Genomic DNA, 25544 nt, shown 5'->3' on the forward strand with positions numbered 1-25544 from the left:
GTATTATTTTTCTTGATTATGCTCTTGGTGGTATTGATTCATGTGACCTTCACTGCAAAAAGTGTCTTTACCATCATAATAGGCTTCGGCTTGCGGTAAGTGTACACCACACTGCGCACAACGCACCATCTCTTGTGGCTGTTCTTCTTGCTCTGGGTTATCTTTTTGTTCTTGTTTTAGAGCTTCTTGGCGCTGCTTTTCACGAATTTCAATAATTCTATTTAATGTAAAACGGGCAATAAAATATACCAAGATAATAAACAATAAAAATACAATCGCTCTCACAAATAACCCTTTTACAAAATTCTAATATTTAAGATTAAATATTATAAATCGTTTTACACTCCTGCCGTAAGTTATTCCATATTTTATGGGAATAAACTCAATAATTATCGTGAATAGTTAATGCAATTAACGCCTAAAAATCATACAATAAGAGCAATTTTATTCTTAAACAGATAGAGCTCTTTACCCAAGTCATTGACTTGTACTAAAGGCTTTAAATAACCCAGATTTTATAACCAAAATTATAATTATTTTAAATTTATTCTTATTTAAGCTTTTGTTAGCAGGGATGAGATAAATCGATAGAGAAACGTTTCCATGAATTTACATGAATATCAGTCAAAAGCCTTGTTTTCTGAATACGGCATTGGTGTGCCGCAGGGGCAATTGATTACCGAATTAGACCAATTAGATTCTGCATTGGATGCAGTAGGTGAAAACGCATGGGTCGTTAAAGCTCAAATTCATGCCGGTGCACGCGGTAAAGCGGGCGGCGTTAAATTAGTTACCACTCGTCAAGAAGCCAAACAAGTTGCCAGTGAATTATTAGGCAGTGAATTAGCGACCATTCAAACGGCTGGTAAAGCTTTGCCAATTAACAGTCTTTTGATTGAGCAAACTTTAAATATTGAAGAAGAGCTATATTTAAGTTTGGTGGTAGATCGTGTGACGCGCACTCATACTTTTGTTATCTCAGCCGCTGGCGGTATGGATATTGAAGCGGTTGCCGAACAAAATCCAGAAAAAATTCTAAGTGTGCATATAGATCCAACCGTGGGTGTTATGCCTTATCAGTGCCGTGAAGTTGCATTTGCTTTAGGTTTAACAGGCAGTGCTTTTAAACAGATGGGTCAGTTAATGACGCGTTTTTATAAGTTAGCGATTGATAAAGACGTTTCTCAACTAGAAATTAACCCATTGGTAAGAACGGCTGATAACGAATTAATTGCTTTAGATGCCAAAGTAAATATTGACTCTAACGCACTGTACAGACAACCAGGCCTGGTAGAATTGCGTGATTTTTCTCAAGAAGATGAGCGTGAAGCCAAAGCGTCTGAACACCAACTTAATTATATTGCTTTAGATGGTGATATTGGCTGTATGGTAAATGGTGCGGGTTTGGCCATGGCCACTATGGATTTAATTAAACTAAATGGTGGCGAGCCAGCTAACTTTTTAGATGTTGGCGGCGGTGCAACACCTGAACGTGTAGCCGAAGCATTTAAGTTGATTTTATCTTCCTCTGAAGTGAAATCAATTTTAGTGAATATTTTTGGCGGTATTGTTCGTTGCGACTTAATTGCCGAAGGGATTATTCAAGCGGTACATGAAGTGGGTTTAAATATTCCAGTGGTGGTTCGTTTAGAAGGAACTAACGTAGAATTAGGTAGAGAAATTTTGGCAAATAGTGATTTAAGCATTATTACGGCAGACGGCTTGGCCGACGCAGCCCAAAAAGTTGTAGAAGCGGCAGGAGTATAAGGTAGATGAGTATATTAATTGATAGCAACACTAAAGTTATCTGCCAAGGTTTTACAGGTAAACAAGGTACATTTCACTCAGAACAAGCCATTGCTTATGGCACAAAAATGGTAGGAGGGGTTACCCCAGGTAAAGGTGGGCAAACGCATTTAGGTTTACCCGTGTTTAACACGGTGGCTGAAGCTGTGACCAAAGCCGGCGCAGAGGCCTCAATGATTTATGTGCCACCACCATTTGCAGCGGATTCTATTATTGAAGCCATTGCCGCAGGCATTAAAGTAATTACCTGTATTACCGAAGGTATTCCGGTTGCGGATATGCTAAAAGTGCGTGCGGTGTTAGAAAAATCCGATGCGTATTTAATTGGCCCAAACTGCCCAGGTTTAATTACTCCGGGTGATGGTTCTGAAGGTTGCAAAATAGGTATTATGCCAGGGCATATTCACCTGCCAGGTAAAATTGGAATAGTGTCACGTTCAGGTACTTTAACTTATGAAGCGGTGCATCAAACAACGCAAAATGGTTTGGGTCAATCAACCTGTGTGGGTATTGGTGGCGATCCTATTCAAGGTATGAACTTTATTGATTGCTTAAGCCTTTTTCAAGATGATCCACAAACCGAAGGGATTATTATGGTGGGTGAGATTGGTGGCCAAGCAGAAGAAGATGCCGCAGAATATATTAAAGCCAATGTTACTAAACCCGTGGTTGCCTACATTGCAGGAGTTACTGCACCAGCAGGTAAACGTATGGGGCATGCCGGTGCAATTGTTAGTGGTGGCAAAGGTACAGCGGAAGCTAAATTTGCAGCATTAGAAGATGCGGGTGTAACCGTAGTACGTTCACCTGCCGACTTAGGGCAAGCGATGAAAGGTTTGTTAGACTAAGATAGAAGTAAACAGACTAAAACGGCATTGAATACAGTAAAATTTTGATTATGTTAAGAGGCTCATTTTTACTTGCCATTTTTATCTGTTTATCCATATATGCTAAGGCCTATCTATTTATTTGAGTAAATGAAATTGCTCTTATAAATTTACCAGGCCTGGTAAATATAAAATCTATGTTTTATTTTAGCCAATATAAATGAGTAAACTCAAAATAATAACTTTAAAACAATGATGTTTTAAAGCTCGGTATGGCTAAGGCCTGTCGTTTTATCCTTATTCTCAATTCACGAAGTGAGATTCTTAATGACTCAAAATGTAACCGTTGTTATGGGACAGATTGACCCAATTGTGGGTGATATTTCTGGTAATGTCGATTTAATTATTGCTGCCGCTTTGCGTGCTAAAAATGAATTAGAAGCCGATATTATTGTTTTTCCCGAAATGACCATTACCGGTTATCCACCCGAAGATTTGTTGTTGCGTAACGGTTTATATCCGCAAGTTAAACAGGCATTAAATCGCTTATGTAATGAAGTGAATGATATTGTTTGCGTGGTGGGTTATCCAATGATGGATGATTTAGGTGAACGTTTTAATATGGCTGCTTGGATAGAAGATGGCATGATTCAAGCCAGCTACATTAAGCAAAATTTACCCAATTACAGCGTATTTGATGAACAGCGATACTTTACCGCAGGCCATAATCCTTGTGTGGTTGAGCATAAAGGGATTCGTTTTGGTATTTTGATTTGTGAAGATATTTGGAAAATCAGCCCCGCAACTCAAGCCAAAGATGCTGGTGCCGAAGTTATTTTAAATTTAAACGCGTCACCGTTTTCAGAAGAGAAGCATCAAGATCGTATTGCCACATTACAACGCCGTGTAAATGAGATTAAAAAACCGATTATCTATGTTAACCAAGTAGGTGGGCAAGATGATTTAGTTTTTGATGGTGGTTCATTTGCCTTATGTGCAGAGGGCGATGTATGTGTACAAAGCCCAGAATTTACCCCACATTTAATGCCGGTAAAACTGGTTAAACAAGCTGAATCAGTGGTTATTTTAGAAGGTAAAATGTCGCCACTATTTAAAGGTGAAGCGCGTGTTTATGAAGCCCTAAAAATGGGTGTAAAAGATTATGTCACTAAAAATGGTTTTTCGGGTGTGTTATTAGGTTTATCTGGTGGTATTGATTCAGCCTTAACACTTGCCATTGCCGTTGATGCGTTAGGAGCCGATAAAGTAGAAGCGGTGATGATGCCGTTTCGTTATACAGCAGAAATCAGTAAACAAGATGCCGAAGAACAAGCCACTACTTTAGGTGTGGCATATCAATCTATTGCAATTGAAAATATGTACAGTGCTTTTGAGGCCGCATTAGCCAGTAGTTTTGAAGGCAAGGATGCAGACTTAACGGAAGAAAACTTACAAGCGCGTATTCGCGGTACTTTGTTAATGGCCTTATCCAATAAAAATGGCAAAATGGTGTTAGCAACTAGTAATAAAAGTGAAGTAGCCGTAGGCTATTCAACCCTTTATGGGGATATGGTGGGTGGTTTTTCACCGTTAAAAGATGTACCAAAAACTTTGGTTTATCGTTTAGCAGAATACCGCAATACGCTTTCTAAGTGTATTCCAGAAAGGGTAATTACACGCCCACCATCTGCTGAGTTGCGCCCAGATCAAGTAGATCAGGATTCACTACCCGATTACGATTTACTTGATGCCATTATTAAACTTTACGTTAAACAAGATAAAACACCCGATGAAATCATTGATTTGGGGTATCCAGATGATGAGGTACGTAAAGTGATTGGTTTAATAGAGCGTAGTGAGTATAAACGTCGCCAATCAGCACCAGGCATAAAAATTACGCAACGTGCATTTGGTCGCGATAGACGTTATCCCATTACGAGTCATTATTCAGAATAAAATAAGATTATTTAACGTGGCATTGCGTTAGCGCTATTTGTTTAAACCATAATTAAAGCAATAAAAAACCGTTTTACCCTATGCTTAAAAGGCATAGATGGCCATGGATATACCAGGCCTGGTAAAACGGTTTTTTTGTATATAGATTCTGTATTTGATATCAAATACCCTTAGCCTATTAGGGTAATAGAGCAATAGGGCAGAACCTAAGTCACTTAAAACATGAATTAAAACATGTTTTTAAACTTAGTCCACCAAGAATCATTTTCTTTCTTTTTAGTCGATTTTAGAGCCTTGTCATCAACTGAACCAAAGTTTAAGTTTACGGCTTCTGTATCGGCATTTTTATTTAAGTTATAAACACGCTCAACATCTGCTGCAGTATCTGTCATACCCAGTTTAAGATAAGATTTTTCTAACACCTGTAAAGCCTGAAGGGTGGTAGATGCTCGTGGATAGTGTTCTAAAATATATTGCGCACGGTTTGCCGCCGCTAAATAAGCTTGTCTATCGTAGTAAAAGTTAGCCACTTTAATTTCATGGCGAGCCATTTGGTTACGTAAAATAACCAAACGTTTGCTTGCGGCAATAGCATATTTACTGTCTGGATAACGATGTAGTAATTCAGTGTAATAATCATAAGCACGTTTAGCCGATTTTACATCGCGGGTAGCAGGGTCAGTTAAGTAGTTATCTAACCAACTACGAATAATTGAATCAGCGGCTAGCGCTTTTAAATAATAGGCATAAGCAAGCTGTTTATGTTTAGGAAACAGTCTAATAAACTCATCAAGCTCAACAATCGCCGATTCAGGTTCATCGTATTTATAATAAGCATAAGCCAATTCTAAATGGGTTTGTTCCGCATAGCGGCCATAAGGGAAATAGGCTTTTAATTTTTCATAGTTTTCAATTGCCGTACCCCATTGATCATCTTTAAAAGCATCGGTGGCATCGGTATAAAATTCTTCTACGGTTTTTTGATCATCGGGTTTTTCGATTAAACCGTTAAGGGTTGAACAGCCATGTAAACTTAGGCTTGAAACTAACAATAAGGGTAGAAGTGTTTTTTTCATGTTTATTCGGTACTCTTAGGTACAATAGGCATTAATAAATTGCCAATGATTGTATCACAAATATTGTAAAATCAATGATTGCCTTTATATTAAAATATCGCCCGTAAAGCATTTTTTACATGACAGACTAAATTACTAAAGGTTACCTTTTGACACAGCAAATACTCCATGCCCAAATTCCGAATGATGCCCTTGGCGAACGCCTTGATGTAGCGCTTTGTCCGCTTTTTTCAGATTATTCTCGTAACCGAATTCAACAGTGGATTAAAGACGGTAAAGTTAAGGTTGATGGTGAGGTTTGGAACAAGCCTAAATTACCTGTTTTAGGCGGTGAAAAAATTGAACTACTTGCCGAAATTGAAAATGCTACAGAAATTACAGCACAAGATATAGACATAGAGGTGGTGTTTGAAGATGATTCGATTATGGTTATTAATAAGCCTGCAGGTCTAGTGGTTCATCCTGGAGCAGGAAATCCAGACGGAACATTAATGAACGCTTTACTGTTTTATAACCCTGCAATAAGAGAAGTGCCAAGGGCAGGAATTGTGCATCGCCTAGATAAAGATACATCGGGCTTAATGGTTGTGGCTAAAACAATTCAAGCACAAACTTGTTTAGTTGATCAGTTGCAGCGCCATGAAGTAGAACGTATTTATGATGCTGTGGTGGTCGGTAAGTTAGCTCGTGGCGGAACGGTTGATAAAGCCATTGGTCGTAGCCCTTCAGACAGAAAAAAAATGGCCGTGCGTGCTTTTGGTGGTAAAGAAGCAGTTTCGCATTATAGAGTGCTAGAACATTTTAGAGAACATACTCGTGTGCGCGTTAAATTAGAAACTGGAAGAACCCATCAAATACGTGTGCACATGGCGCATTTAGGGTACCCGTTGGTAGGTGATCCTGTATACGGCTCTCGCTTTAGAATTCCTAAAAAAATGGATGAAGAGTTTGTACAATTTTTACGTAATTTTCATCGCCAAGCCTTACACGCTGGCGCTTTAAGTTTACAACACCCTGTTACGGGCAAGACCATGAAGTGGAAAGCCCAAATGCCTGATGATATATTTGAACTGCTTGACGTGCTACGTGAAGATTTAGAAACCTATGAAGCGCAACAGTTAGGCTATGATGACTTTGATTACGATTATGGCGTTGAAGTGGAATGGGTGACAGATGAAGATATACCTGATTGATTCAAAGAATACGATTGCGCAAAATAAATGAATAGACCCCGCGTAAAAAAGTATCTAATCTTAAAAACACATAAAGGTTTGTAAGATGTTTATTAGTCCAAACTGGCCTGTTCCTAAAAATATTAAAGCATTTTGTACCACTCGAAAGGGGGGCAATAGTGAGCGGCCGTTTGATGCTTTTAACTTAGCCACTCATGTAGAAGACGATTTATCCACAGTAATGCAAAATCGTGCATTATTGATTGAACTTGCAAACCTACCTTCAACGCCCATTTGGCTGAATCAGTTACATACTGATAAAGCCTTAGAATTAGGGGCTAACTCAAATTCTTTATTTGCAGAACCTCCTATTGCCGACGCCAGTTGGACACAAATACCAAATGTTGTTTCAGTGGTTATGACAGCGGATTGTTTACCCATTTTAGTGACAGATATTCAAGGTACCTGTGTCGCGGCGATTCATGCAGGGTGGAAAGGTTTGGCAGATAATATTGTGACTAAAACCATTCAAGCGATGCCCGTGAAGCCGCAAGAGTTAATGGTTTGGATTGGCCCTGCGATTTCCAAAGAATATTTTGAAGTTGGGCAGGACGTTTTAGATGCGTTTATAAATAACAGCATTGAAAACAATGAAAATGCCGATATTCAATCGTATTTTGAGGTTAAAAAAGAGGTTAAAGGTAAGTATTTAGCCGATTTACCAGGCCTGGTAAATCGTGAATTAAATCAAATGGGTGTCCATCAAGTTTATCAAAGTGGTTTGTGTTCTTACGAAGATGAAGAACACTTTTACTCTTACCGAAGAGATGGCAAAACAGGGCGAATGGCTTCTGTTATTTGGATAGAACCAGAAGCGTAATTCAAATAAACAAAACGGATTTATTTACCTCGTAAAATGTATTTTTCTGCATTTTTAATATCTTCAGGGGTACCACTTAATACCAGGTTGTCATCTACTCTAAGTTTCGTTTCACCATCAGGGTGTTCGCCTCGAACATGCCCGCGTTTAATCGCATCGACACTTACATTAAACTCACTTAGGTTTAACTCTGATAAGGTAATACCCACCGCATAACTGCTGTCTTCTAATAATACACTGTGAATAATGCCACTCATAACTTGGTGTTGTTCTAATGGATTATCATCTTCACCAGGGTACACACTCTCAAGCAGTTTATAGCGTCCTTTACGAGCATTTCTAGTTGCTCTAAGTACTTTACTCGGTTGTTGGCCAAGCATTAACATTAGATGAGAAGCCAGCATAATACTCGATTCAAAGGTATCAGGAATCACCTCATTGGCACCCGCTTCAAGTAGATCATTAACGTGGGAATCGTCTAATGTTCTAACCAATACAGGTATATCGCTATTGATTCTACGAATGGTCTTTAATATCTTTAAGGCGGAGTGAAAATCGCTAAAGGTAATCATAATGATTTTCGCTTTACTAATAGATGCGGCATGCAAGATAGTTTCTTTAGCGGCATCACCGTAGTACACGCTTTCACCAGCACCTTGAGCTTCTTGAACACGTTTAATATCCATATCCAATGCCATAAAAGGCTGGTTGGTTCCGTTTAAAAAACGCCCAACGGTTTGTCCTACACGGCCAAAACCACATAAAATAACGTGCTCATTTACGTGTTGGCTGTCTTCAGAAATGGCATTTTCAATTTCACTGTGGTTCGTTGAATAGGATTCTCTATGAATTCTTTTTGCAATTTGGCCATTATATTTAACTAAAAATGGTGAGATTGACATACTGAGAACCGCAGCGGTAAGCAATACATTACCAATCTCTTCAGGTAGTAATTTATAAGTAAATGCCAAGGTCATCAGTACCAAGCCAAATTCACCAACTTGAGATAGAGATAAGGCTATGCGTAAAGATACACCGCCTTCTTTATCAAAAAGGCGAGAGGCAAGATAGATCACCGCGCCTTTGATTATAAAAATACCCAATGTTAAGGCAATGATTAATAAAAAGTTACTGGCTAAAACATCAAGCGAAATCAGCATACCAACGGTTACAAAAAATAGGCCAAGTAAAATGTCTTGAAAAGGTCTAATGTCAGATTCTATTTGGTGACGATATTCGGTTTCACTTAACATCATGCCTGCTAAAAATGCGCCTAAAGTCATTGATAAGCCCATCTCTTCGGTAAAGGCTGCAGAACCTAATGCAACCGTTAATACAGCAAGTGTAAAGAGTTCTTGAGATTTAGCTGTGGCCACTTCGTGAAACAGTGGGCGTAGTAAATATTTACCAATAAGGTGCATAATTACAACAACCAAAACCCCTTTTAAAAAGGCAAAGGTTAACGCCCAGGTCAGCGCATGTTCTTCTGAACCGCTCATGGCCAGTGCTGGTATTAAGATAAGTAGCGGTATTGCCATAATGTCTTGAAAAATCAAAATACCAACGGTGGCACGCCCATGGCGAGATTGAATTTCAGACTGCTCGGTAAGTTGTTTTATAACAATAGCGGTAGAGGAAAGGGCAAATGCACCTGCTATAACAATATTAGTGTTGGTGTCTAGACCAGCTAAATAACCAATACCATAAACAATAATGGCGGTAGAGAATACCTGAGTGGTGCCTAAACCAAATACTTGTTTACGCATGGCAATCATTTGCGAGATAGAAAACTCTAAACCAATAGCAAACAGCAAAAAGACAATACCAAATTCAGCTAAAAGGCTAATGTTCTCTTCTGTATGAATAAAGCCAAAACCATTAGGGCCAACAATAATACCTACTATGATATAGCCCAATATCGGCGGAAATTGCAGTCTTCTAGAAATAGAAACAATAATTACCGCTATGGTTAAAAGTAAAACTATATTTATCAGTAAATGGCCGTCATGCACAATAGAAGTTCCAATTCAGTTAAGTGAGTGTTGAAATAATAGTTTATTTACTATGATTTAATTAATCATAGTAAATAGTATCTTTAGATTTTTAATCAAGCTTTTGTCATAGAGAATCGCATAGATAAATCAATTGAACGTAAATGCTTGGTAATGGCACCGGTAGAGATAAAATCAACTTGAGTTTGTGCCAAGGTAGCTAAATGTTGAATTTCAACATTGCCAGAAACCTCTAGTTTACAGCGATGATTCACTAAGGCAACCGCTTTATGCATCATTTCAAGAGTAAAATTATCCAACATAATAATATCCGCTCCGCCTTGTAACGCCTCTTCAACCTCTGTTAGGCTTTCAGTTTCTACTTCTACCGTTTTACCTGGGTGTTGAAACTTGGCAATGCCTACGGCTTCGGCAATGCCACCAGCGGCGATAATGTGATTTTCTTTTAATAAAATGGCGTCATATAAACCAATACGATGGTTTTGACCACCACCGCAAGCAACCGCATATTTTTGAGCTAAACGTAGGCCTGGTAAGGTTTTACGCGTGTCTAATAATTTTGTTTTGGTCTGTAATAATGGTTTTACATATTCCGCCGTGGTCGTTGCTGTACCAGATAATGTTTGTAAAAAATTTAAAGCCGTACGTTCAGCCGTTAAAATATTTCTTGCCGAACCTTTAATTATACAAATGAGTTGATCTGGTTCAACTTCTTCGCCTTCTTCACATAACCATTCAACGGAAAGTTCTTCATCTGTTTGTCTAAAAACTTCGTCAAACCAAGGTCGGCCACAAATTACAGCCTTTTCACGGCAATAAATATTGGCAATAGCGTTAATGTTTTCAGGAATTAGGCCAGCGGTTAAGTCGCCCGTTTTAATATCTTCATCTAATGAAATTGCTACGGTTTGTTCTATATTTTCAAAATAATTAATGTCGTTCATAATTTATGGTTTATATTTAATTTTTAACTTTTTGGTTAAGGCAAGTACATTAAATGTACGCCTTGATTATAATGAGTTGTATTATACCGAAATACGTATTGTTAACCGTATTAGTTATTGTTTACTTGTTTGTAAAGGTAAAAACAAAGTCATCCTATAAACAACCGCCCAATGGTAAACATTAAGTGTAAATATTAAACGTGTAAAAATTAAGTAGATTCCAAAAACGATGCCAAATTCTCCAGTTAACCAAACTCTTCAAGTTAATCCACAGACAGGATTAATTAAACAAGGTATGTTTATACAAAGCCCAAACTTTGATGAACGTCCAAATTCAGAATTACCAGGCCTGGTTGTTGTGCATGGTATTAGTTTGCCACCTAATCAATTTGGCGGAAACGGAATTACACAGTTATTTACCAATACATTAGACCCAAATGAACACCCATATTATGAAACGATTAAAGATTTAAAAGTTTCGGCTCACGCCTTAATTCGTCGTGATGGGCAAATCATTCAATATGTGCCATTTCATAAAAGGGCTTGGCATGCTGGTGTGTCCGAATTTATGGGTCGAGAGCGTTGCAATGATTTTTCAATCGGAATCGAGCTCGAAGGCACTGATCAAATACCTTATACAGCATCACAATATCAAGCCTTATCACAATTAATAAAAGCACTTTGGCAGGCCTATCCATCTATTAAAAAAGACAACTTAGTAGGGCATTGCGATATTGCGCCAGGTCGTAAAACAGACCCTGGTGAATATTTTATGTGGTCTTCTCTTAATAGACTGCTAGAAGGTTAATGTAATTTAAACAAACACTTAATTGTGTGATTGATTAAATTCCAGTTAACACCAAGGCAATAATATCGTTGCTATAGCCGTCACCATTTTTATATTCTCTATAACCGTTGCTTACCTTATAGCCCACTAAGTAAGTGGTGTTATTCCATTGCCAAGCAATGGTGTCATTTTCGCCATTGGGCGCACTTAAAACCTCTGTTGGAATGTTAAGTAGGCTGTCTGTTTTTACATCAGGATGGGTTGATGAAATGGCTTTTCCATCTCGATTAATGTAAGCACTAAATGTGGTTTTATTAATTTCATCATTCAGGTATTTGGGTTCGGTTTCTTTGAGCATGGCAACAAACTCAGGTTTTGAGTCAAATACCAATGCAATACCGCCAACATTAGTATTTAAGTCCTCCCATTTTTTTACTGGAGCGTGATAAATATAGGTGTATTCATTGCCATAAAGTTCAGATTGATGAAAATCTGAAACCGTATAAGATTGCGTGTTTTGTAACTTTAAGCACTGATTAGTCTCTGCGGGTCTTGGTAGAATTGTGCCAACAATATGGTTTTCGGCCTTATTTGAGACCGCCAGAATTTTGCCTGAATTATCATACAAAATAATATTGGTGTATACGGTATAAAGGCTGTTGATATAGTGCAATATGTCAGTAAGCGTTTTGCTGTTTTCAGGTGTCATATTACCTGTTTTATGGTTACTGGTTAAAATCTGTCTAAAACGACTGTTTAATGCCCACCAACGACAATCGTTAGCGCGTTCATAAAGGTTTCTATCCATAACATCAATCGCTAGAGCGGCACTAAATGAAGCTTTTGATTGAATGGTATCAATCAACACTTGATGAATGTGTCTAATAAAGCGAGAGAATATATCTTGAATCTCTAAACTAATGACTTGAAAACGATCGAGAATGGGCAAAAAGGATTTAACATCCCGTTTTAACGACATGATTTTACCGTTTAAAATAACGGTTAGCAGTAGTGTGCTTACCTTTAGGTTGGTTTGTTCTAAATCTTGTAAATAAAGTGGTGAACTCTTAGGAATTTCAATCCCTAAGTCTTTTTTATTTTGTTTATCTTTAAACGCATCATTCATCTCAATTTCGGCATAGCCAAACCAAGGCAAACCAAAAAAACCTTGGTAACCATTAGTTTGAGTGGCAAATCTTAAGGCATTACCGTTGCGTTCAGGTTTTGAGTTGTCAGAGACGTTAAAAGTAACTTTACTGCCCAACTTATTTTTAGGGGTGTTTGAAGCTATGGTTTTATGCGCTTGATCTAATAGCATAAGGGTGTAGCCAGTTTGATTTTCTAGCGATTGAAAAATGCCCGACAATTCTTCATCAAAATTAAAACTAAGGCAGAGTACACCAAGGTTTTGCTCTGTGCCATTTTCACTGGTTTTGCTAATTTTCTTGGCATAAATCAAAGCGTTTTTATGAACAAATAAGTCTGAGTGACGAAATACTTCAATATATTCGTCTTGGGTGTTTAACGCTTCTTTAATTAACGGGTCTGATGAGTGGGTAACGGGGTTGTTTGGATTAAGTTTTGCCTTAATATCACCGTTTGGACTTACCAGTACAATATCGTCATACACAGTATATTTGGCAACATACTCCTTAATACGCGCCTCTATAAATGCCTTGTCTTCATCACTAACTTCAGTTTTAGCCATAAACTCAACTAAATCATCATCGGTAGCTAAAAAACCCACATCGGCCGTGCGTTCAAATAAATTACGAATCAAAATATCTATAGTCGTTTGTGCTTTTAACATGATTTCGCTATTTGCTTGGTTTAAATAACGCCCAATTAACTCATTAATCATAATATCTCTAAGGTTTTGGAACTCTTGTTGGGTCTCAACAATGGAAACCAGTAGTTGAGAATCAATATTTTCATTATTGATTTTGCCAACCATACCGACCGTACTCCACCATAGGTCTTGGTGTTCAAGTTCTCCAATATAAGCTTTTACTTCAGGCAGATAGTTAATATAAGATTTGTTATCAGGGATGTTGTTCTTTTGAATCATGTTTACTGGCTTTGTCTCATAACGTAAATAAATGGTTAAAAATGTATTACTTTGTATCCAATTGAGCTAAAGCAGATAGTGTTCCAGTTTACGCCATAGAAGCCATGTTTAGAGGGCAGTAGAGGTTTAATATATGTTTTTTAAAAAGAAATAATAGACAGTATTTTATTACGTGAGTAATTTAGAATTTATAAATGAATATTTTGGTCAATTATTGCCCCTTTTTAAAGCAAGAGCAACGGAATAACATAACAAAGAATCGGTTAGTATTAAGCCAGGTTAATTGCAGACCAAAGTTGTAAAAGTTAAGTGATGGGGGTAATAGAGGGGCTAGTTAACAACATATCATAGTTTAAAGAATCAAATCTTAAACTGGATATAGGTAGTTAATATGGCAAGACTAAGCAATCCAACCGGTTTTTTTGTTTTGTGAAGACTTTGCAGTCTCATTTTTAGGAGCAAACTTTAAGCACGGTTCGCCAGACGTCTCTAAAACTACATCGCTTGGCATACGTCTAGTTTTAAAAGCAAAAGCCTTACAGCCTCTTGGTGAATTGGTATCCCAAGTAATATAAAAATGTTTGCATTTAAAGCAATCTATTTGATTAGTTTTATTCATGTTTGTATATAAAAATAAGTAAATTCTTTAATAATTAACGCTGTGTTATTATTCGCAACCGGTTATAAGTTCTAGTTATCGAGCATAAGAAAAAGTAGGTCTAAGTTGTTTGTTATCAATAAATATGCAACTTTTTACTATTTAACGTTGATTTACGTTGGGTTTTCTTAATAATGTACATAAACGAAGTACTTAAACAGCGTATTCACATTCTACTAAAAAATTAAAACTTTAAAAGGGTAATCATATGAGTAAAGTTGGCCTATTCTACGGAACGGATACAGGTAATACAGAACGTGTTGCAGACATGATTAAAGATAAAATTGGTGCAGATATTTGTGAAGTACACGATATTGCCTCTGCCAGCGCAGCTGATTTTGCCCAATATGACAAAATCATTTTAGGACAACCAACCTGGTATTACGGTGAACTACAAAGTAGTTGGGATGATTTTTGGGAAGATTTTAAAGGCATTGACTTCACGGGTAAAACAGTCGCTTGTTTTGGTTTAGGTGACCAAGCAGATTACTCAGAATACTTTTTAGACGCTATGGGCTTAATGCACGATATTGCCATTGAAAACGGCGCAACGCCAGCGGGCTACACATCAACAGACGGTTTTGAATTTGACGAATCAAAAGCGGTAACGGAAGACGAAGACTTTTTTGTTGGCTTAGGTATTGATGAAGATCAACAACCAGAACTTACTGCAGTACGCATTGATGAATGGGTGGATCAAATTAAAGAAGAGTTTGGTATTTAGCATTTAAACATACCGTTTACATTTAGTCGTCATGCAAAGCCACTTAGAGGTAATAATCTAAGTGGCTTTTTTTATGTGTGTTGTAAATGATTTAAACTTTATAGAACAAAGTTATGACCTCGCTAAATCATGATAAGAGTTATATAAATAACATTGTTTGAATTGGCATAATAAATTTAGGCCGTTGTACTCTCTCATTGTTTAATTGTTTAATTGTTTATAGTATTGTGATATTTACTAACTTATAAATTGTATTTATTTATTCATATTAAAAAATATTTGGTATGCTTTCTTCTATGAAAATAAAATCATTTGTTTTTTCGTTAGTTTTAAGCCTTGTCACTGTTAATTTTTTATCCGTGTCACATGATGCTGTACATTTTTTTCATGCCGATGAAAATCAAGAACGACTTGAAAACGCTTATAACCCAGGCCAAGTTCACACACATACTCATTCTGTTACGGATGAGGAAGAGCTGCATCATGAGCATTCCTTTGAATTAGGTGGCTTCTTTTGTGATCTTTTTGATGAGGTTGCGCATTCTGCTTTTGTTATTTTTTCTTTTACCGTTGAATTGTTATGGCTTGCAGCCGTAACTCTTTTAACACCTCTTTTAGTTACCGTTTATTCAGCGGCTTTTTATCCCAACTTTTGGGGGCGCGCCCCTCCAGTGTTCTCTTCTATTTAAAATCCAAATTGTAAAGTAGTGCAGCAAATTCTTGTCCTTGGTTAATACCCAAAAGATGAGTGTGTTTTGCTGTACTTAAATATTATTTGAGAATTTTGCTCGAATAAAAACGGTATAAAGCAGTATAAAGCGGAAAGTTACAGACGCTTGTAATCCTTTTTACCTGTTTGTTTATGTCGTGTAAAACTCTCAATTTATAAAGTTGAAGAGAATTAAACATGAATTACTCCATTTTATATCGTGCTGTCTTTTTGGGAATGACACCGATGATAATTTCTACACAAGTGATCGCGCATGAAAAGCATGATGTTGTCATGCTAGACACAATTAAAATAGAAGATAAAACCAATCAAGATACTTTTGATAGAGAAGTCAATACAGAGTATTTAGAGCGAACTCAAGCGCAAGACTTGCAAGATATTTTTAAACTAGAACCATCGGTACAGGTCGGTACGGGTTCAAGAAATGGTCAAAAAATATTTATGCGTGGTGTTGAAGACTTGCACTTAAATGTACAGGTTGATGGCGTTCGTCAAGGGTCTAATAACTTTCACCACCAAGGTCGTGTTGATGTCGATCCATTTTTATTAAAAAAGGTTGAGGTTAAACCAGGGCCAGCAGCGGCAGATGCCGGGCCAGGTGCTTTGGGCGGTAGTGTTAAGTTTGAAACCGTAGATGCACAAGATTTATTAAAACCAAACCAAACTGTTGGCGCACGTATAGGCGCTAATTATGAAAGCTCAAGTAATCTAACTGGCGGTATGGCTACCGTTTATGGTAAAGCGGGTGAACATGCTGGTTTATTAGTGCATACACGCCGTAGCAGTAATGATGCAATGCGTGCAGGCGGAGGAGATGATCGTGATTCTACGGCGGGCTGGCATGAAGACTATCAAATTAAAGCAAGCCTACTAGATATGGATGGCCATAGCTTACGTCTTAATGTTCAAAATCGTGTAGATGATGGCGGAAATTTGAGAGCTAACTTTCCTTTTGAAACCAATACTGGCACTAAGGCAGGTGAAGATCTAAGTATTTACGATAGTTCACAAAGCCTTAATTACGGTTATCGTCCAGAAGGGCAAGATAAAATTGATTTAAAGTTTAGTCTATATAACTCAAAAACAGGTTTAAAACATGTATTCAATTCTAAAGATGCAGACTGGAGAACGTTAGGTTACGGTGGTGATTTACATAATACGTCATTATTTAAAACAGAATCTATGACACACGCTTTAACCTATGGTGTCGATTATTTCTACACCGAAGGTCAAGATGACACAGAGGGTAATCCTTTGTTAAAAGAACACGGCTCTAATACCGGTGTCTATATTCAAGACCGTATCGATTTAGGGGCCGTTCGTCTTTCAGCAGGTTTACGTCAAGATAATTATCAAGCCCGTTATGATAACCAGTATGACGATTCGGGGTCTGCTGTTTCACCAAATATTAGTGGTGAGTGGGACGTATTAAAAGGTGATGCCACGCTGACACTGTTTGCAGGTTATGGACAATCTATTCGAGGTGGTCGTCTTAACCAATCAGGATGGATTCGTAAATACCCAGCAAATTCTGCAGACTTTACATTAGGCAAAAATGGCAAGTTAAAACCTGAAACCTCGCACCAAACGGAATGGGGGGCGCGCTGGCATGATGTAAACTTCTTTACTCAAAAAGATCATATTGGTGTAGATGTTACTTTTTACGATAACATCATTAAAGATTACTTAGTTACGCCAGGTGAAGGTTCTGCAGCTACGGATAGTCTTTATAATGCTGACGGTGATGTAACATCTAAAGGATATGAAGTGAGAGGTCATTGGGGGCTGAATGATTTATTATTAAGCTTAAGCTATAGTCATAATAGATTCCGAGACTATGAAGGGTTGCCAGGAGACACAACAGGTTCTTCAGCTCGTGTTGGAGCTTCAACAGGTGATCGTTGGGTGTTTGATGGAACATGGGATGTAAAACCGAATGTAACGCTTGGTTATACTTTAACAGCGGTAGAAAAATTAACCGATGTTCGACCTGGTAGTCCTGAAAAACCAGGCTATTTGGTGCAAGATATTCAACTTCTATGGCAGCCAGAAATTGCAAAAGATGATTTACATATTACCTTAGCATTAGAAAATATTACCGACGAACGTTATGCCGAACATACCACCGTTCGTACATACTATAACGGCAGTGAGCTCGCGAGTTGGGAATCAGGTCGCAATTTACGTGTAGGAGTAGAATGGCTTTTTTAAAATTATTTAAATAAAGCAATCTTAGATAAAACAAAAATATAAATTGTTTTAAATAATAGCCACTTAGATACTGTTTCTAAGTGGCTTTTTTATTATCTTTTTTTAGGCTTTTTACTTTTACCAGGCCTGGTAAATTCAATTAAACTTTGGTTAAAAACGGCTAAAATTCACCTTATTTTTGTAGAATAACTTGTTGATAATTTGCTGTTAACTAGCTTGCAGTTACTGTATTTACCGCAACCAGACAAGTTTGGGTTACATTTTTTCATGTATATCACTGGCGTAAAGGTCTCAATACATATTTTATTTACCATTCTATTTTGTGGGTAGTTTAAAATAAAAAGATAACAAACCTCTTTTATACGAATGGTTAATTTTGTCGTTTAAATAAAATGAAACAAAGTAGGCTAAAAATAGAAACTCTTACTCAGCTTAAACAGTTAAGTCATCGTAGACTTCAATGCAGTTTGCAATTTTTTGCAGCATTCTGCTTACTGCTTTTATCGTCTGTCGTTTTGGCAAATGAAGCGGGCATTAAACAAGTTACTATTGGTGTTTTGGCATACAAAGGTAAAGTTGCAACGCTTTCACAATGGACACCAACGGCAAAATATCTTTCAGACAAAATACCCTCTTATCAGTTTCAAATCGTACCTTTAACACTCGAAGAGATTAACCAAGCGATTAATAAAGAGCAGTTAGATTTTGTGTTAACCAATCCCGGTCACTATATTCAGTTACAAGCTAAAAATAACATAACGCGTATTGCCACCTTAAAAACATCTTATCTTAATCATGCTTTAGACCATTACGGAGCGGTGATTTTTACAAGAAAAGATGCACATCTAAATACCATAAAGTCACTTAAAGGTCATTCTTTGGCTGCGGTGAGCGAAGGTGCTTTTGGTGGGTTTCAGTTAGCGGAAAAAGTATTTTTAGATCATGGTATTGATGTGAGAAAAGATTTAAACGTTAAATGGTTAGGGTTTCCCCAGTCGGACATTGTGCAACATGTTTTATCAGGTAAAACAGACGTGGGCATTGTTCGTACCGGTATTTTAGAAAAAATGGCACTAAAAGATGGAATCTCTTTAGATAATTTTAAAATTATCACACCCAAAAAAACAACGCGTTTTCCATTTGTACATAGTTCTCAATTGTACCCAGAATGGCCATTAGCAAGTGTGCCTAAAACCAATACACAACTTGCTAAACAAGTGGTTATTGCTTTACTTGAGATGCGTCAAGATTCGGTTCCAGCCCGTGCTTCAGAAAGTGCGGGTTGGACAATACCGTTAGATTACCAAATTGTACGAACCGTCTTAAAAGAATTACAAATTCCACCTTTTGCCCCGCAGGCATTTGATTTAACTAAATTTTGGCACTTATATTCTTATTGGATAGTGGCGATCTCATTTTTGTTTTTAATGTGTGTGTTATTTATAGTTTTTATTTTAAAAGCAAATCGAAAACTATTTAGTCAACAACAAGAGTTGGCTGCCCAGCGAGATCAGCAAGCTTTAATGATTCAGCAGCGTACCTCTGAACTGGTTGAAATAAACAAAGTGTTACAGCAAGATATCGAATCTCGTATTCAGTCTGAAAAAACCATTAATAACGGCTGTGATTTTTTGCATGAACTTTACAATATTTCGACACGATTTGATCTAGAAGGTAAGCAAAAATTACAGTCAATATTAGATTTAACTCGTCAATATTTGGGTGTGGAATCAGCCATTCTCTCAAGGTTTGAAAATAACCAATTTAATTTATGTATTTTTAGTTCCTCTAAAGAAGTCAATGTAGCACCTTGTTCAATGGATTATGGAAACCAAGCTATCTTAGAAAATAAGGTGGTTGTTCGTAATGGGCAGGATAAATGGAAAACGTATATTGCATTGCCTGTATTTGTTTCAGGCACTTCAGGGTGCTTATTTGAGTTTGTTACAGAACAACAAGAGCATATAAACAGTTTAGAAAGTGAAGAATTAGCAGAATTTGATCTTCGTATTTTAAATGTATTAGCCTTTTGGGCAAGCAATGAAATTATAAGAATTGATAATGAAGATTCAAATCAAAATCAGCTTCAAATTTTGCAAAAACAATTTTTAGACCTCACTTCACGAGAAAAAGAAGTCTTAAAATTAGTTGTGGATGGTGAACCAAATAAAAATATTGCACGTATTTTAGACATCAGTCCTAAAACCGTTGAGCTACATAGAGCAAATTTATTAAGAAAAACACAAGCAACCTCAACGATTCAACTCGTCAAACAAGCCATTCTATCGGGCATTGTTAACCCTACCTAGGGAATTCCCTAGGTACACCCAAGTAAATCAATATATTGCGTCCAAATGAGCTTTAAGCGCTAATAGATCACGATTGAACTTTTCAATATTTCAGCACGGTTAAATATATAAATAAGGCAGTTTATTTATTATTAGAAAGCCTAAATTAGATCGCCTAATAAACCTAAATTAAACTGACCAACAAGCTGTGTTGAATAAGAATTGTTTTGAAATTAAATCTTAATCTTTGGAGTGATTGTTATGAATACAAAATTAAAGAATGTCTGTTTTGCATCGGTTGCAGCGGCCAGTATGTTTTTATGTGGATCAAGTATGGCGGAAGATGCTGGACAAGGGCATGATTACCGTACATTTTATACAGATGGTCATATTGAATATGGAAAAATCTCAGATTCGTATAACTCAGATTTAACTGTTTATGTGGCGGGTAACCAGTTTATGGTTATGGAAGATTTAATAAAAGATTTTCAAAAACATAATCCATCGGTTAAAAAAGTTTACCTAGAAACGATTCCACCAGGCCAAATCCTAAAAGGGCAAATTCTGCAACAAGGTAAAATTAACGGACAAAAAACATCCAAAGATCCAGATCTTTATGGCAGTGTGAATTTAGGGCATTTACAAAAGCTAAAAGACAATGGGTTAATGGATTATTACATGACCTATGCACATAATAAATTGGAATTAATGGTGGCTAAGGGCAATCCTAAAAATGTAAAAGGTGTTGAGGACTTAACAAGAAAAGATTTAGTGAAATCTTTTCCTAACCCTTTAACAGAAGGGATTTATAAGTTCTATGGTTCTCAAATGCTAAAAGATTTAGGTATGTACCAAGAACTAACACATGATAAACAGTGTAAAGGTTGTTGGGCCGTTGAAGGGGAAACTTATTACACAGATCGTCATCACCGTGAAACGCCACACCGTATTGAAAATGGCAAAGCTGACGTAGGTATTGTTTGGACAACAGAAGTGAAATATAACAAATCTCTTGGCCGTGCTCTTGAAGGAGTTGAAATTCCAGCACCTTATAATATGGCAGATAAAGTTGGCTACTCTATTGGTATTTTAAAAACAGCTAAAAACCAAGAAAATGCTAAACGTTATTTAACTTATCTAGCAACAGATAGTGCGCAAAATATTTATGCGAAATACGGTTTTGTAAAAGCTAATGCGCAAGATTTAAAAATAAAACCAATTCCAGGTAAATAAAGTTATTCGCTAAAATAATGTGGCTATCTATTCTTAATGGATAGTCATTAATTACCTCACTGTATTTTTAATACAAAAAAGAGGTGAATAAAGTTTTTAAGCAACATAAAATTAAAGCCACTTAGATGCACTATCTAAGTGGTTTTTTTATGTAAATTTAAATCAATCTTACGTATAAATATTATGATTAGACTCTGGATATACCAGGCCTGGTAAAATGAATTTAATTTTAAACATTACATAATCAAATAGGTGGTTTATAACCTTAATTTAGCTTTATTTAAATTAGAATTTATAGCCTAATCCCAAGTTAAAGCCAGCAATATCAATGTCAGTGTCTTGATACAGTGATGTATATCCTAAATCAACAGAAACGGCTTGAGTAACATAAAATTTACTACCGACTCCCCATGAAAAAGAAGAATCCGAATCAGTCGCTGAATTAGATGAGCTTTTTGCATTTAATCTAGTTTCAGCAACACCTGCCATTGCAAAAAGCTCTAATCTATCGTTCATTAAGGGTAAGTTGCCTGTGGCATAAATACCATAGTGATTATCTACTTTTGTTTTTATACCATTGTTTGTATCATCACCCACTCCTACACCAAGCTGAAGACGTAGGCCAAAATTAGGGTTTAATTTAGTTGCAATAGATAGCGTTGCGGTTGGTACATCTATATCTTTTGAGTTTGTGTTTATCGAGTAAGCATCATAAGTTAAAGCTGTGTAAACATCGGTAGCAGAAGCATTAAATGCTACTAAAGAAAGGCTGCTTGCGACTGCAGAAGCAATAATTAGTTTTTTCATCTGTGATTCCTTAATCAAGTTTAAGTTTTAAGATATCGTCTACTTTTGATTTTAGTAGATATTCTTGAGAGTGTATTATTTAAGTATTGCTATACTGTAAAAAATAGCTGAACATTTTACCTAATAAGATTAGTTAAAACTATTAAGAAATACGTACTTATTATTGTTTTATTTGAATGTTTAGCTTAGGAAGGTGAGATATTATGACAAGGCGGCTTGCCAATTTTAGGGGCCTGGTTTACCAAGCTATAATTGGTTGCAGGATATACCAGGCCTTATATGTTGAAAGTGTTCTTCAGAAATGGAGAATTTACTAGGGACGCTTAGTAAAGGGATAGAGAGATCTTGTTACCAGGCCAAGGACACCGAAGTGATCCAGGTTATCAGATTAAGACCTTTATCCCCACACACTATAAACTGAACAGTATCTTAGGCAAACCGTCGTTTAGCCTGTATTCATAAGGTTAGTCTGCTCATAGTGTGATTTTACCAAGCAATAATTACCTTATCACAAAACATAAAGGTGGTAAATTATGACAACATATATTGGTGTTGATATAGGAAAAGAATACTTTGATGTCGCTATTGCTCAAACAAACGATGTTAAACGCTTTTTAAATGATGAACTTGGCTATAAAGCCCTAATCCAATGGATGCCTAATCAAAATTGTGCCATTGTCATGGAAGCCACTGGCAAATACTCGCTTGGCTTAGCTTTGGTACTTTATGAACAAAAGATTTCGGTTAGTGTCGTTAACCCAACCCGAATCAAGCGATATGCACAATCGCAACTGAATCGAACCAAGACCGATAAAGAAGATGCCAAACTTATTGCTGACTTTGCCATGACACAACGCCCAAAGCCATGGCAACCACCGTCGCCAACACTGCGTAAACTGCAAGAATGGCACAGAGTACAATCTCTACTAATAAAACAAGAGATTCAACTTAAAAATCAAATGGGTAGCAGCCTAGAGTTAGAGATTCAAGAGTTTGAACAAGAACAGATTGCGCATTTGAGTCAACAACTTAAAAAAATTGAAACCAAAATAAAAAAGTGCTTACGCTCAGACGATGAATTGCTGAGCCAAGTTAAGCTACTCGAAACCATACCCGGTATTGCTGAAGCCACCGCCACTCGGTTGTTAGTTGGAATTCGTGATATAAAGTATTTTGACAAAGCCAAGCACATGGCCAGTTTTATGGGACTTGCTCCGTTAATTCGTCAGTCAGGTAGCTCATTGAATAGCTCAAAGATGTCCAAAATGGGCGATGCCGAACTCAGAAAGGCATTGTATATGCCAGCATTAAGTGCCATTCAGCATAACCCTGTCATTAAGCGTTTTTCAGAACGGTTAAAAGCCAACGGCGTAAAAGGAAAGAAAAGAGTGGTGGCAATAATGAGAAAACTTATTCATATTGTGTTTGCCGTATTAAAGCACGGCAAACCTTTTGATCCAGAATATAAGAACTGTGCTTGACATCTAATGTTGAACACAGTATCTGGTAAATTTGTTTTTAACTTATCTTAAACTTATAGTTGGCCAGTTGTTTTGTTTGGCTATGGCAAGTAATTTATCGTCACCATCAACCACCACAGGGTTATCGACTATTTCTAATAATGGTAGATCATTGTGTGAATCTGAATAGAAAAAGCTACCGTCTAAGGTTTCGTTTTCTTGTTTTAGCCATTCATTTAAGCGAGTCACTTTGCCTGCTTGAAAGGTAGGTACACCTTTAATCTCGCCTGTATAACGTCCGTTAACCATTTCGCCTTCTGTACCTAGTAGTTCGTCAATACCATAACGCAAGCCAATTGGGCGAGTAACAAACGTATTGGTGGCTGTAATTATCATTACTCGGTCACCTTTTGCTTTATGTTTTTCTACCAAGTCGAGTGCTTTAGGTAATACGATGGGTTCTATAAAGGTTTGCATAAAATCTTTATGCCATGCGGCTAAAGTTTCTGCTGTTTGTTCACCTAATGGTTTTAAGGCAAAACGTTGGTAGGCAACAATATCTAAGGTACCATTTTTATAATCTTCAAAAAATTGAGCATTTTTTTTGGCAAACTCTTTGGCATCAATATGACCATTTTTGATTAAGAATTCCCCCCAAAGATAATCGCTGTCGTTGCTTATTAAGGTGTTATCTAAATCAAAAATTGCCAGTGCCATAAAGTTCTCAATATTGTTTTTTAAAATGTAAAAGTTTGTGCAACTAATCGTAATCTAAAGCGTTTATACACACAAGCAAACCATGAGTAAATTGCAAATTCAAATGCTAAATAGTAATTAAATATGAATAAAGCAGTGAATTTGGATTGAAAAAACCACAAATTTTAGGCACTATTAAATAAATATAAAATTTAAGTTAAGGTTCTCATGATAGATTCAGATGGATATCGGCCAAATGTCGGTATCATAATTGTAAATAAAGAGGGCAAGTTGTTTTGGGGAAAACGTATTCAACAAGATGCGTGGCAGTTTCCACAAGGAGGGATTCGTGAAAACGAAACCCCGCAACAGGCCGTCTTTAGAGAGTTAAAAGAAGAGGTGGGTTTAGACCCATCTGATGTAAGAGTTTTGGGTAGAACACAAGATTGGATTAGTTATGATTTACCCAAACATCTTATTCGTCATTACAGTCAACCAGTGTGCATTGGGCAAAAACAAATTTGGTTTATGTTGGGTTTAGAAGGTGATTTAGATCGAATAAATTTAAATCATCACGACACGCCTGAATTTGAAGCTTGGGATTGGGTTGATTATTGGCGGCCAGTTCAAGAGGTGGTAAATTTTAAGCAAGCGGTTTATCATCAAGCATTAACTGAATTGGAAGATGCTATTGATACGTTTTGGTTAAGTCGTAAATAATCATTACGGTATTTAAAAAACCACTTAAATGAATTTAAGATTTAAGTGGTTTTTTTATGCCTACAACTTAGGGTTAAGTTGTTTTTACAAACCTAACCTATTGATATAAGTGTTATCGCTAAAAAACAAAATACAAACCTTTTACTTGCAGCGTTGTAGAGTAAATTATTAACTTTCAATGGCTTATAAGTATTTTATAATGTCTTTATTACGTTTTACGCGTTCTTATAAGGGTTACAATGTAATTTTTGTTAAAAAAATGTTATTATTCACAAAATTTTTTATCTCTTTTTAACCCTGTTTACCGCTCGTTCATGGTGGTATACAAAAGAGGGTGCTCATGAAAGAGAATGCTTTGAAAAACTAAGTAGCTGGAACTCAAAGTAACAATTGTTGGCAGTACATTGTATGACCTACGGTGTGCCGAACTCCTTCAGGCTTACCCAGCTCCTGAAGAAACATTATCCAACCCATTGAGGTAATCATCAT

Annotated in this window: 20 protein-coding genes; 13 read left to right on the forward strand and 7 right to left on the reverse strand. The window is 36.8% G+C overall.

From position 1 onward, the window contains the following. Positions 1 to 3: 3 nt before the first annotated feature. Positions 4 to 285: a PP0621 family protein gene (locus tag ACYQ0E_RS06005; RefSeq protein ID WP_460187338.1), complete on the reverse strand. Its 282-nt coding sequence runs from the start codon at positions 283 to 285 to the stop codon at positions 4 to 6. A gap of 318 nt (positions 286 to 603) precedes the next feature. On the opposite strand from ACYQ0E_RS06005, the gene sucC reads away from it, so the two are divergent. From sucC to ACYQ0E_RS06020, 3 genes are all read left to right on the forward strand, one after another. Beyond that, on the forward strand, positions 604 to 1767 hold the full coding sequence (gene sucC / locus ACYQ0E_RS06010) for an ADP-forming succinate--CoA ligase subunit beta (protein ID WP_460187339.1): 1164 nt from the start codon (positions 604 to 606) through the stop codon (positions 1765 to 1767). A gap of 5 nt (positions 1768 to 1772) precedes the next feature. Beyond that, the gene (gene sucD, locus ACYQ0E_RS06015) at positions 1773 to 2654 is read left to right on the forward strand and encodes a succinate--CoA ligase subunit alpha (RefSeq protein ID WP_460187340.1); all 882 of its coding nucleotides are present in this window, start codon (positions 1773 to 1775) and stop codon (positions 2652 to 2654) included. Between the two features lie 306 nt (positions 2655 to 2960). Then, positions 2961 to 4589, forward strand: coding sequence for an NAD+ synthase (locus tag ACYQ0E_RS06020; RefSeq protein WP_460187341.1), 1629 nt, complete (start codon positions 2961 to 2963; stop codon positions 4587 to 4589). Positions 4590 to 4816: 227 nt separating this feature from the next. Here ACYQ0E_RS06020 and ACYQ0E_RS06025 read toward each other — a convergent pair whose 3' ends face one another. Next, positions 4817 to 5665, reverse strand: coding sequence for an outer membrane protein assembly factor BamD (locus ACYQ0E_RS06025; protein ID WP_460187342.1), 849 nt, complete (start codon positions 5663 to 5665; stop codon positions 4817 to 4819). A gap of 149 nt (positions 5666 to 5814) precedes the next feature. On the opposite strand from ACYQ0E_RS06025, the gene rluD reads away from it, so the two are divergent. Beyond that, on the forward strand, positions 5815 to 6858 hold the full coding sequence (gene rluD, locus ACYQ0E_RS06030; protein ID WP_460187343.1) for a 23S rRNA pseudouridine(1911/1915/1917) synthase RluD: 1044 nt from the start codon (positions 5815 to 5817) through the stop codon (positions 6856 to 6858). Between the two features lie 85 nt (positions 6859 to 6943). Beyond that, a complete protein-coding gene (gene pgeF, locus ACYQ0E_RS06035) occupies positions 6944 to 7717 on the forward strand; it encodes a peptidoglycan editing factor PgeF (protein ID WP_460187344.1) in 774 nt (257 codons plus the stop codon). Between the two features lie 20 nt (positions 7718 to 7737). Here pgeF and ACYQ0E_RS06040 read toward each other — a convergent pair whose 3' ends face one another. Further along, on the reverse strand, positions 7738 to 9729 hold the full coding sequence (locus ACYQ0E_RS06040; protein ID WP_460187345.1) for a cation:proton antiporter: 1992 nt from the start codon (positions 9727 to 9729) through the stop codon (positions 7738 to 7740). A 95-nt stretch (positions 9730 to 9824) separates the two neighbouring features. After that, positions 9825 to 10673: a carboxylating nicotinate-nucleotide diphosphorylase gene (gene nadC / locus ACYQ0E_RS06045; RefSeq protein ID WP_460187346.1), complete on the reverse strand. Its 849-nt coding sequence runs from the start codon at positions 10671 to 10673 to the stop codon at positions 9825 to 9827. A 229-nt stretch (positions 10674 to 10902) separates the two neighbouring features. On the opposite strand from nadC, the gene ampD reads away from it, so the two are divergent. Then, positions 10903 to 11481 (forward strand): 1,6-anhydro-N-acetylmuramyl-L-alanine amidase AmpD, encoded by a 579-nt coding sequence (gene ampD, locus ACYQ0E_RS06050; RefSeq protein WP_460187347.1) that lies wholly within the window; start codon positions 10903 to 10905, stop codon positions 11479 to 11481. 34 nt (positions 11482 to 11515) lie between these two features. On the opposite strand, the gene ACYQ0E_RS06055 is transcribed toward ampD, so the two are convergent. After that, positions 11516 to 13528, reverse strand: a complete 2013-nt coding sequence (locus ACYQ0E_RS06055) for a cache domain-containing protein (protein ID WP_460187348.1) — start codon at positions 13526 to 13528, stop codon at positions 11516 to 11518. 866 nt (positions 13529 to 14394) lie between these two features. Here ACYQ0E_RS06055 and ACYQ0E_RS06060 point away from each other — a divergent pair. The 5 genes from ACYQ0E_RS06060 to ACYQ0E_RS06080 all read left to right on the forward strand — a co-directional run bounded on the left by ACYQ0E_RS06060 (position 14395) and on the right by ACYQ0E_RS06080 (position 21372). Next, positions 14395 to 14910, forward strand: a complete 516-nt coding sequence (locus ACYQ0E_RS06060; protein WP_460187349.1) for a flavodoxin — start codon at positions 14395 to 14397, stop codon at positions 14908 to 14910. 296 nt (positions 14911 to 15206) lie between these two features. Further along, complete coding sequence (locus tag ACYQ0E_RS06065; RefSeq protein ID WP_460187350.1) at positions 15207 to 15599, forward strand: hypothetical protein; 393 nt, start codon at positions 15207 to 15209, stop codon at positions 15597 to 15599. Between the two features lie 218 nt (positions 15600 to 15817). Next, positions 15818 to 17851: a TonB-dependent receptor plug domain-containing protein gene (locus ACYQ0E_RS06070; RefSeq protein WP_460187351.1), complete on the forward strand. Its 2034-nt coding sequence runs from the start codon at positions 15818 to 15820 to the stop codon at positions 17849 to 17851. A gap of 392 nt (positions 17852 to 18243) precedes the next feature. Next, entirely contained in the window at positions 18244 to 20160 is a 1917-nt protein-coding gene (locus tag ACYQ0E_RS06075; RefSeq protein ID WP_460187352.1) for a PhnD/SsuA/transferrin family substrate-binding protein, read from the forward strand. Positions 20161 to 20400: 240 nt separating this feature from the next. Then, entirely contained in the window at positions 20401 to 21372 is a 972-nt protein-coding gene (locus ACYQ0E_RS06080) for a molybdate ABC transporter substrate-binding protein (RefSeq protein ID WP_460187353.1), read from the forward strand. Between the two features lie 285 nt (positions 21373 to 21657). Here the strand turns inward: ACYQ0E_RS06080 and ACYQ0E_RS06085 are convergent, their stop codons facing one another. After that, the gene (locus tag ACYQ0E_RS06085) at positions 21658 to 22179 is read right to left on the reverse strand and encodes a porin family protein (RefSeq protein ID WP_460187354.1); all 522 of its coding nucleotides are present in this window, start codon (positions 22177 to 22179) and stop codon (positions 21658 to 21660) included. Positions 22180 to 22712: 533 nt separating this feature from the next. On the opposite strand from ACYQ0E_RS06085, the gene ACYQ0E_RS06090 reads away from it, so the two are divergent. Then, entirely contained in the window at positions 22713 to 23660 is a 948-nt protein-coding gene (locus ACYQ0E_RS06090) for an IS110 family RNA-guided transposase (protein WP_460186573.1), read from the forward strand. 42 nt (positions 23661 to 23702) lie between these two features. Here the strand turns inward: ACYQ0E_RS06090 and ACYQ0E_RS06095 are convergent, their stop codons facing one another. Continuing rightward, complete coding sequence (locus tag ACYQ0E_RS06095; RefSeq protein WP_460187355.1) at positions 23703 to 24356, reverse strand: histidinol-phosphatase; 654 nt, start codon at positions 24354 to 24356, stop codon at positions 23703 to 23705. 207 nt (positions 24357 to 24563) lie between these two features. Between ACYQ0E_RS06095 and ACYQ0E_RS06100 the strand changes: the two genes are divergently transcribed. Then, on the forward strand, positions 24564 to 25055 hold the full coding sequence (locus tag ACYQ0E_RS06100) for an RNA pyrophosphohydrolase (protein ID WP_460187356.1): 492 nt from the start codon (positions 24564 to 24566) through the stop codon (positions 25053 to 25055). Positions 25056 to 25544: the final 489 nt, after the last annotated feature.

The organism is Thiomicrorhabdus hydrogeniphila (assembly GCF_054656895.1).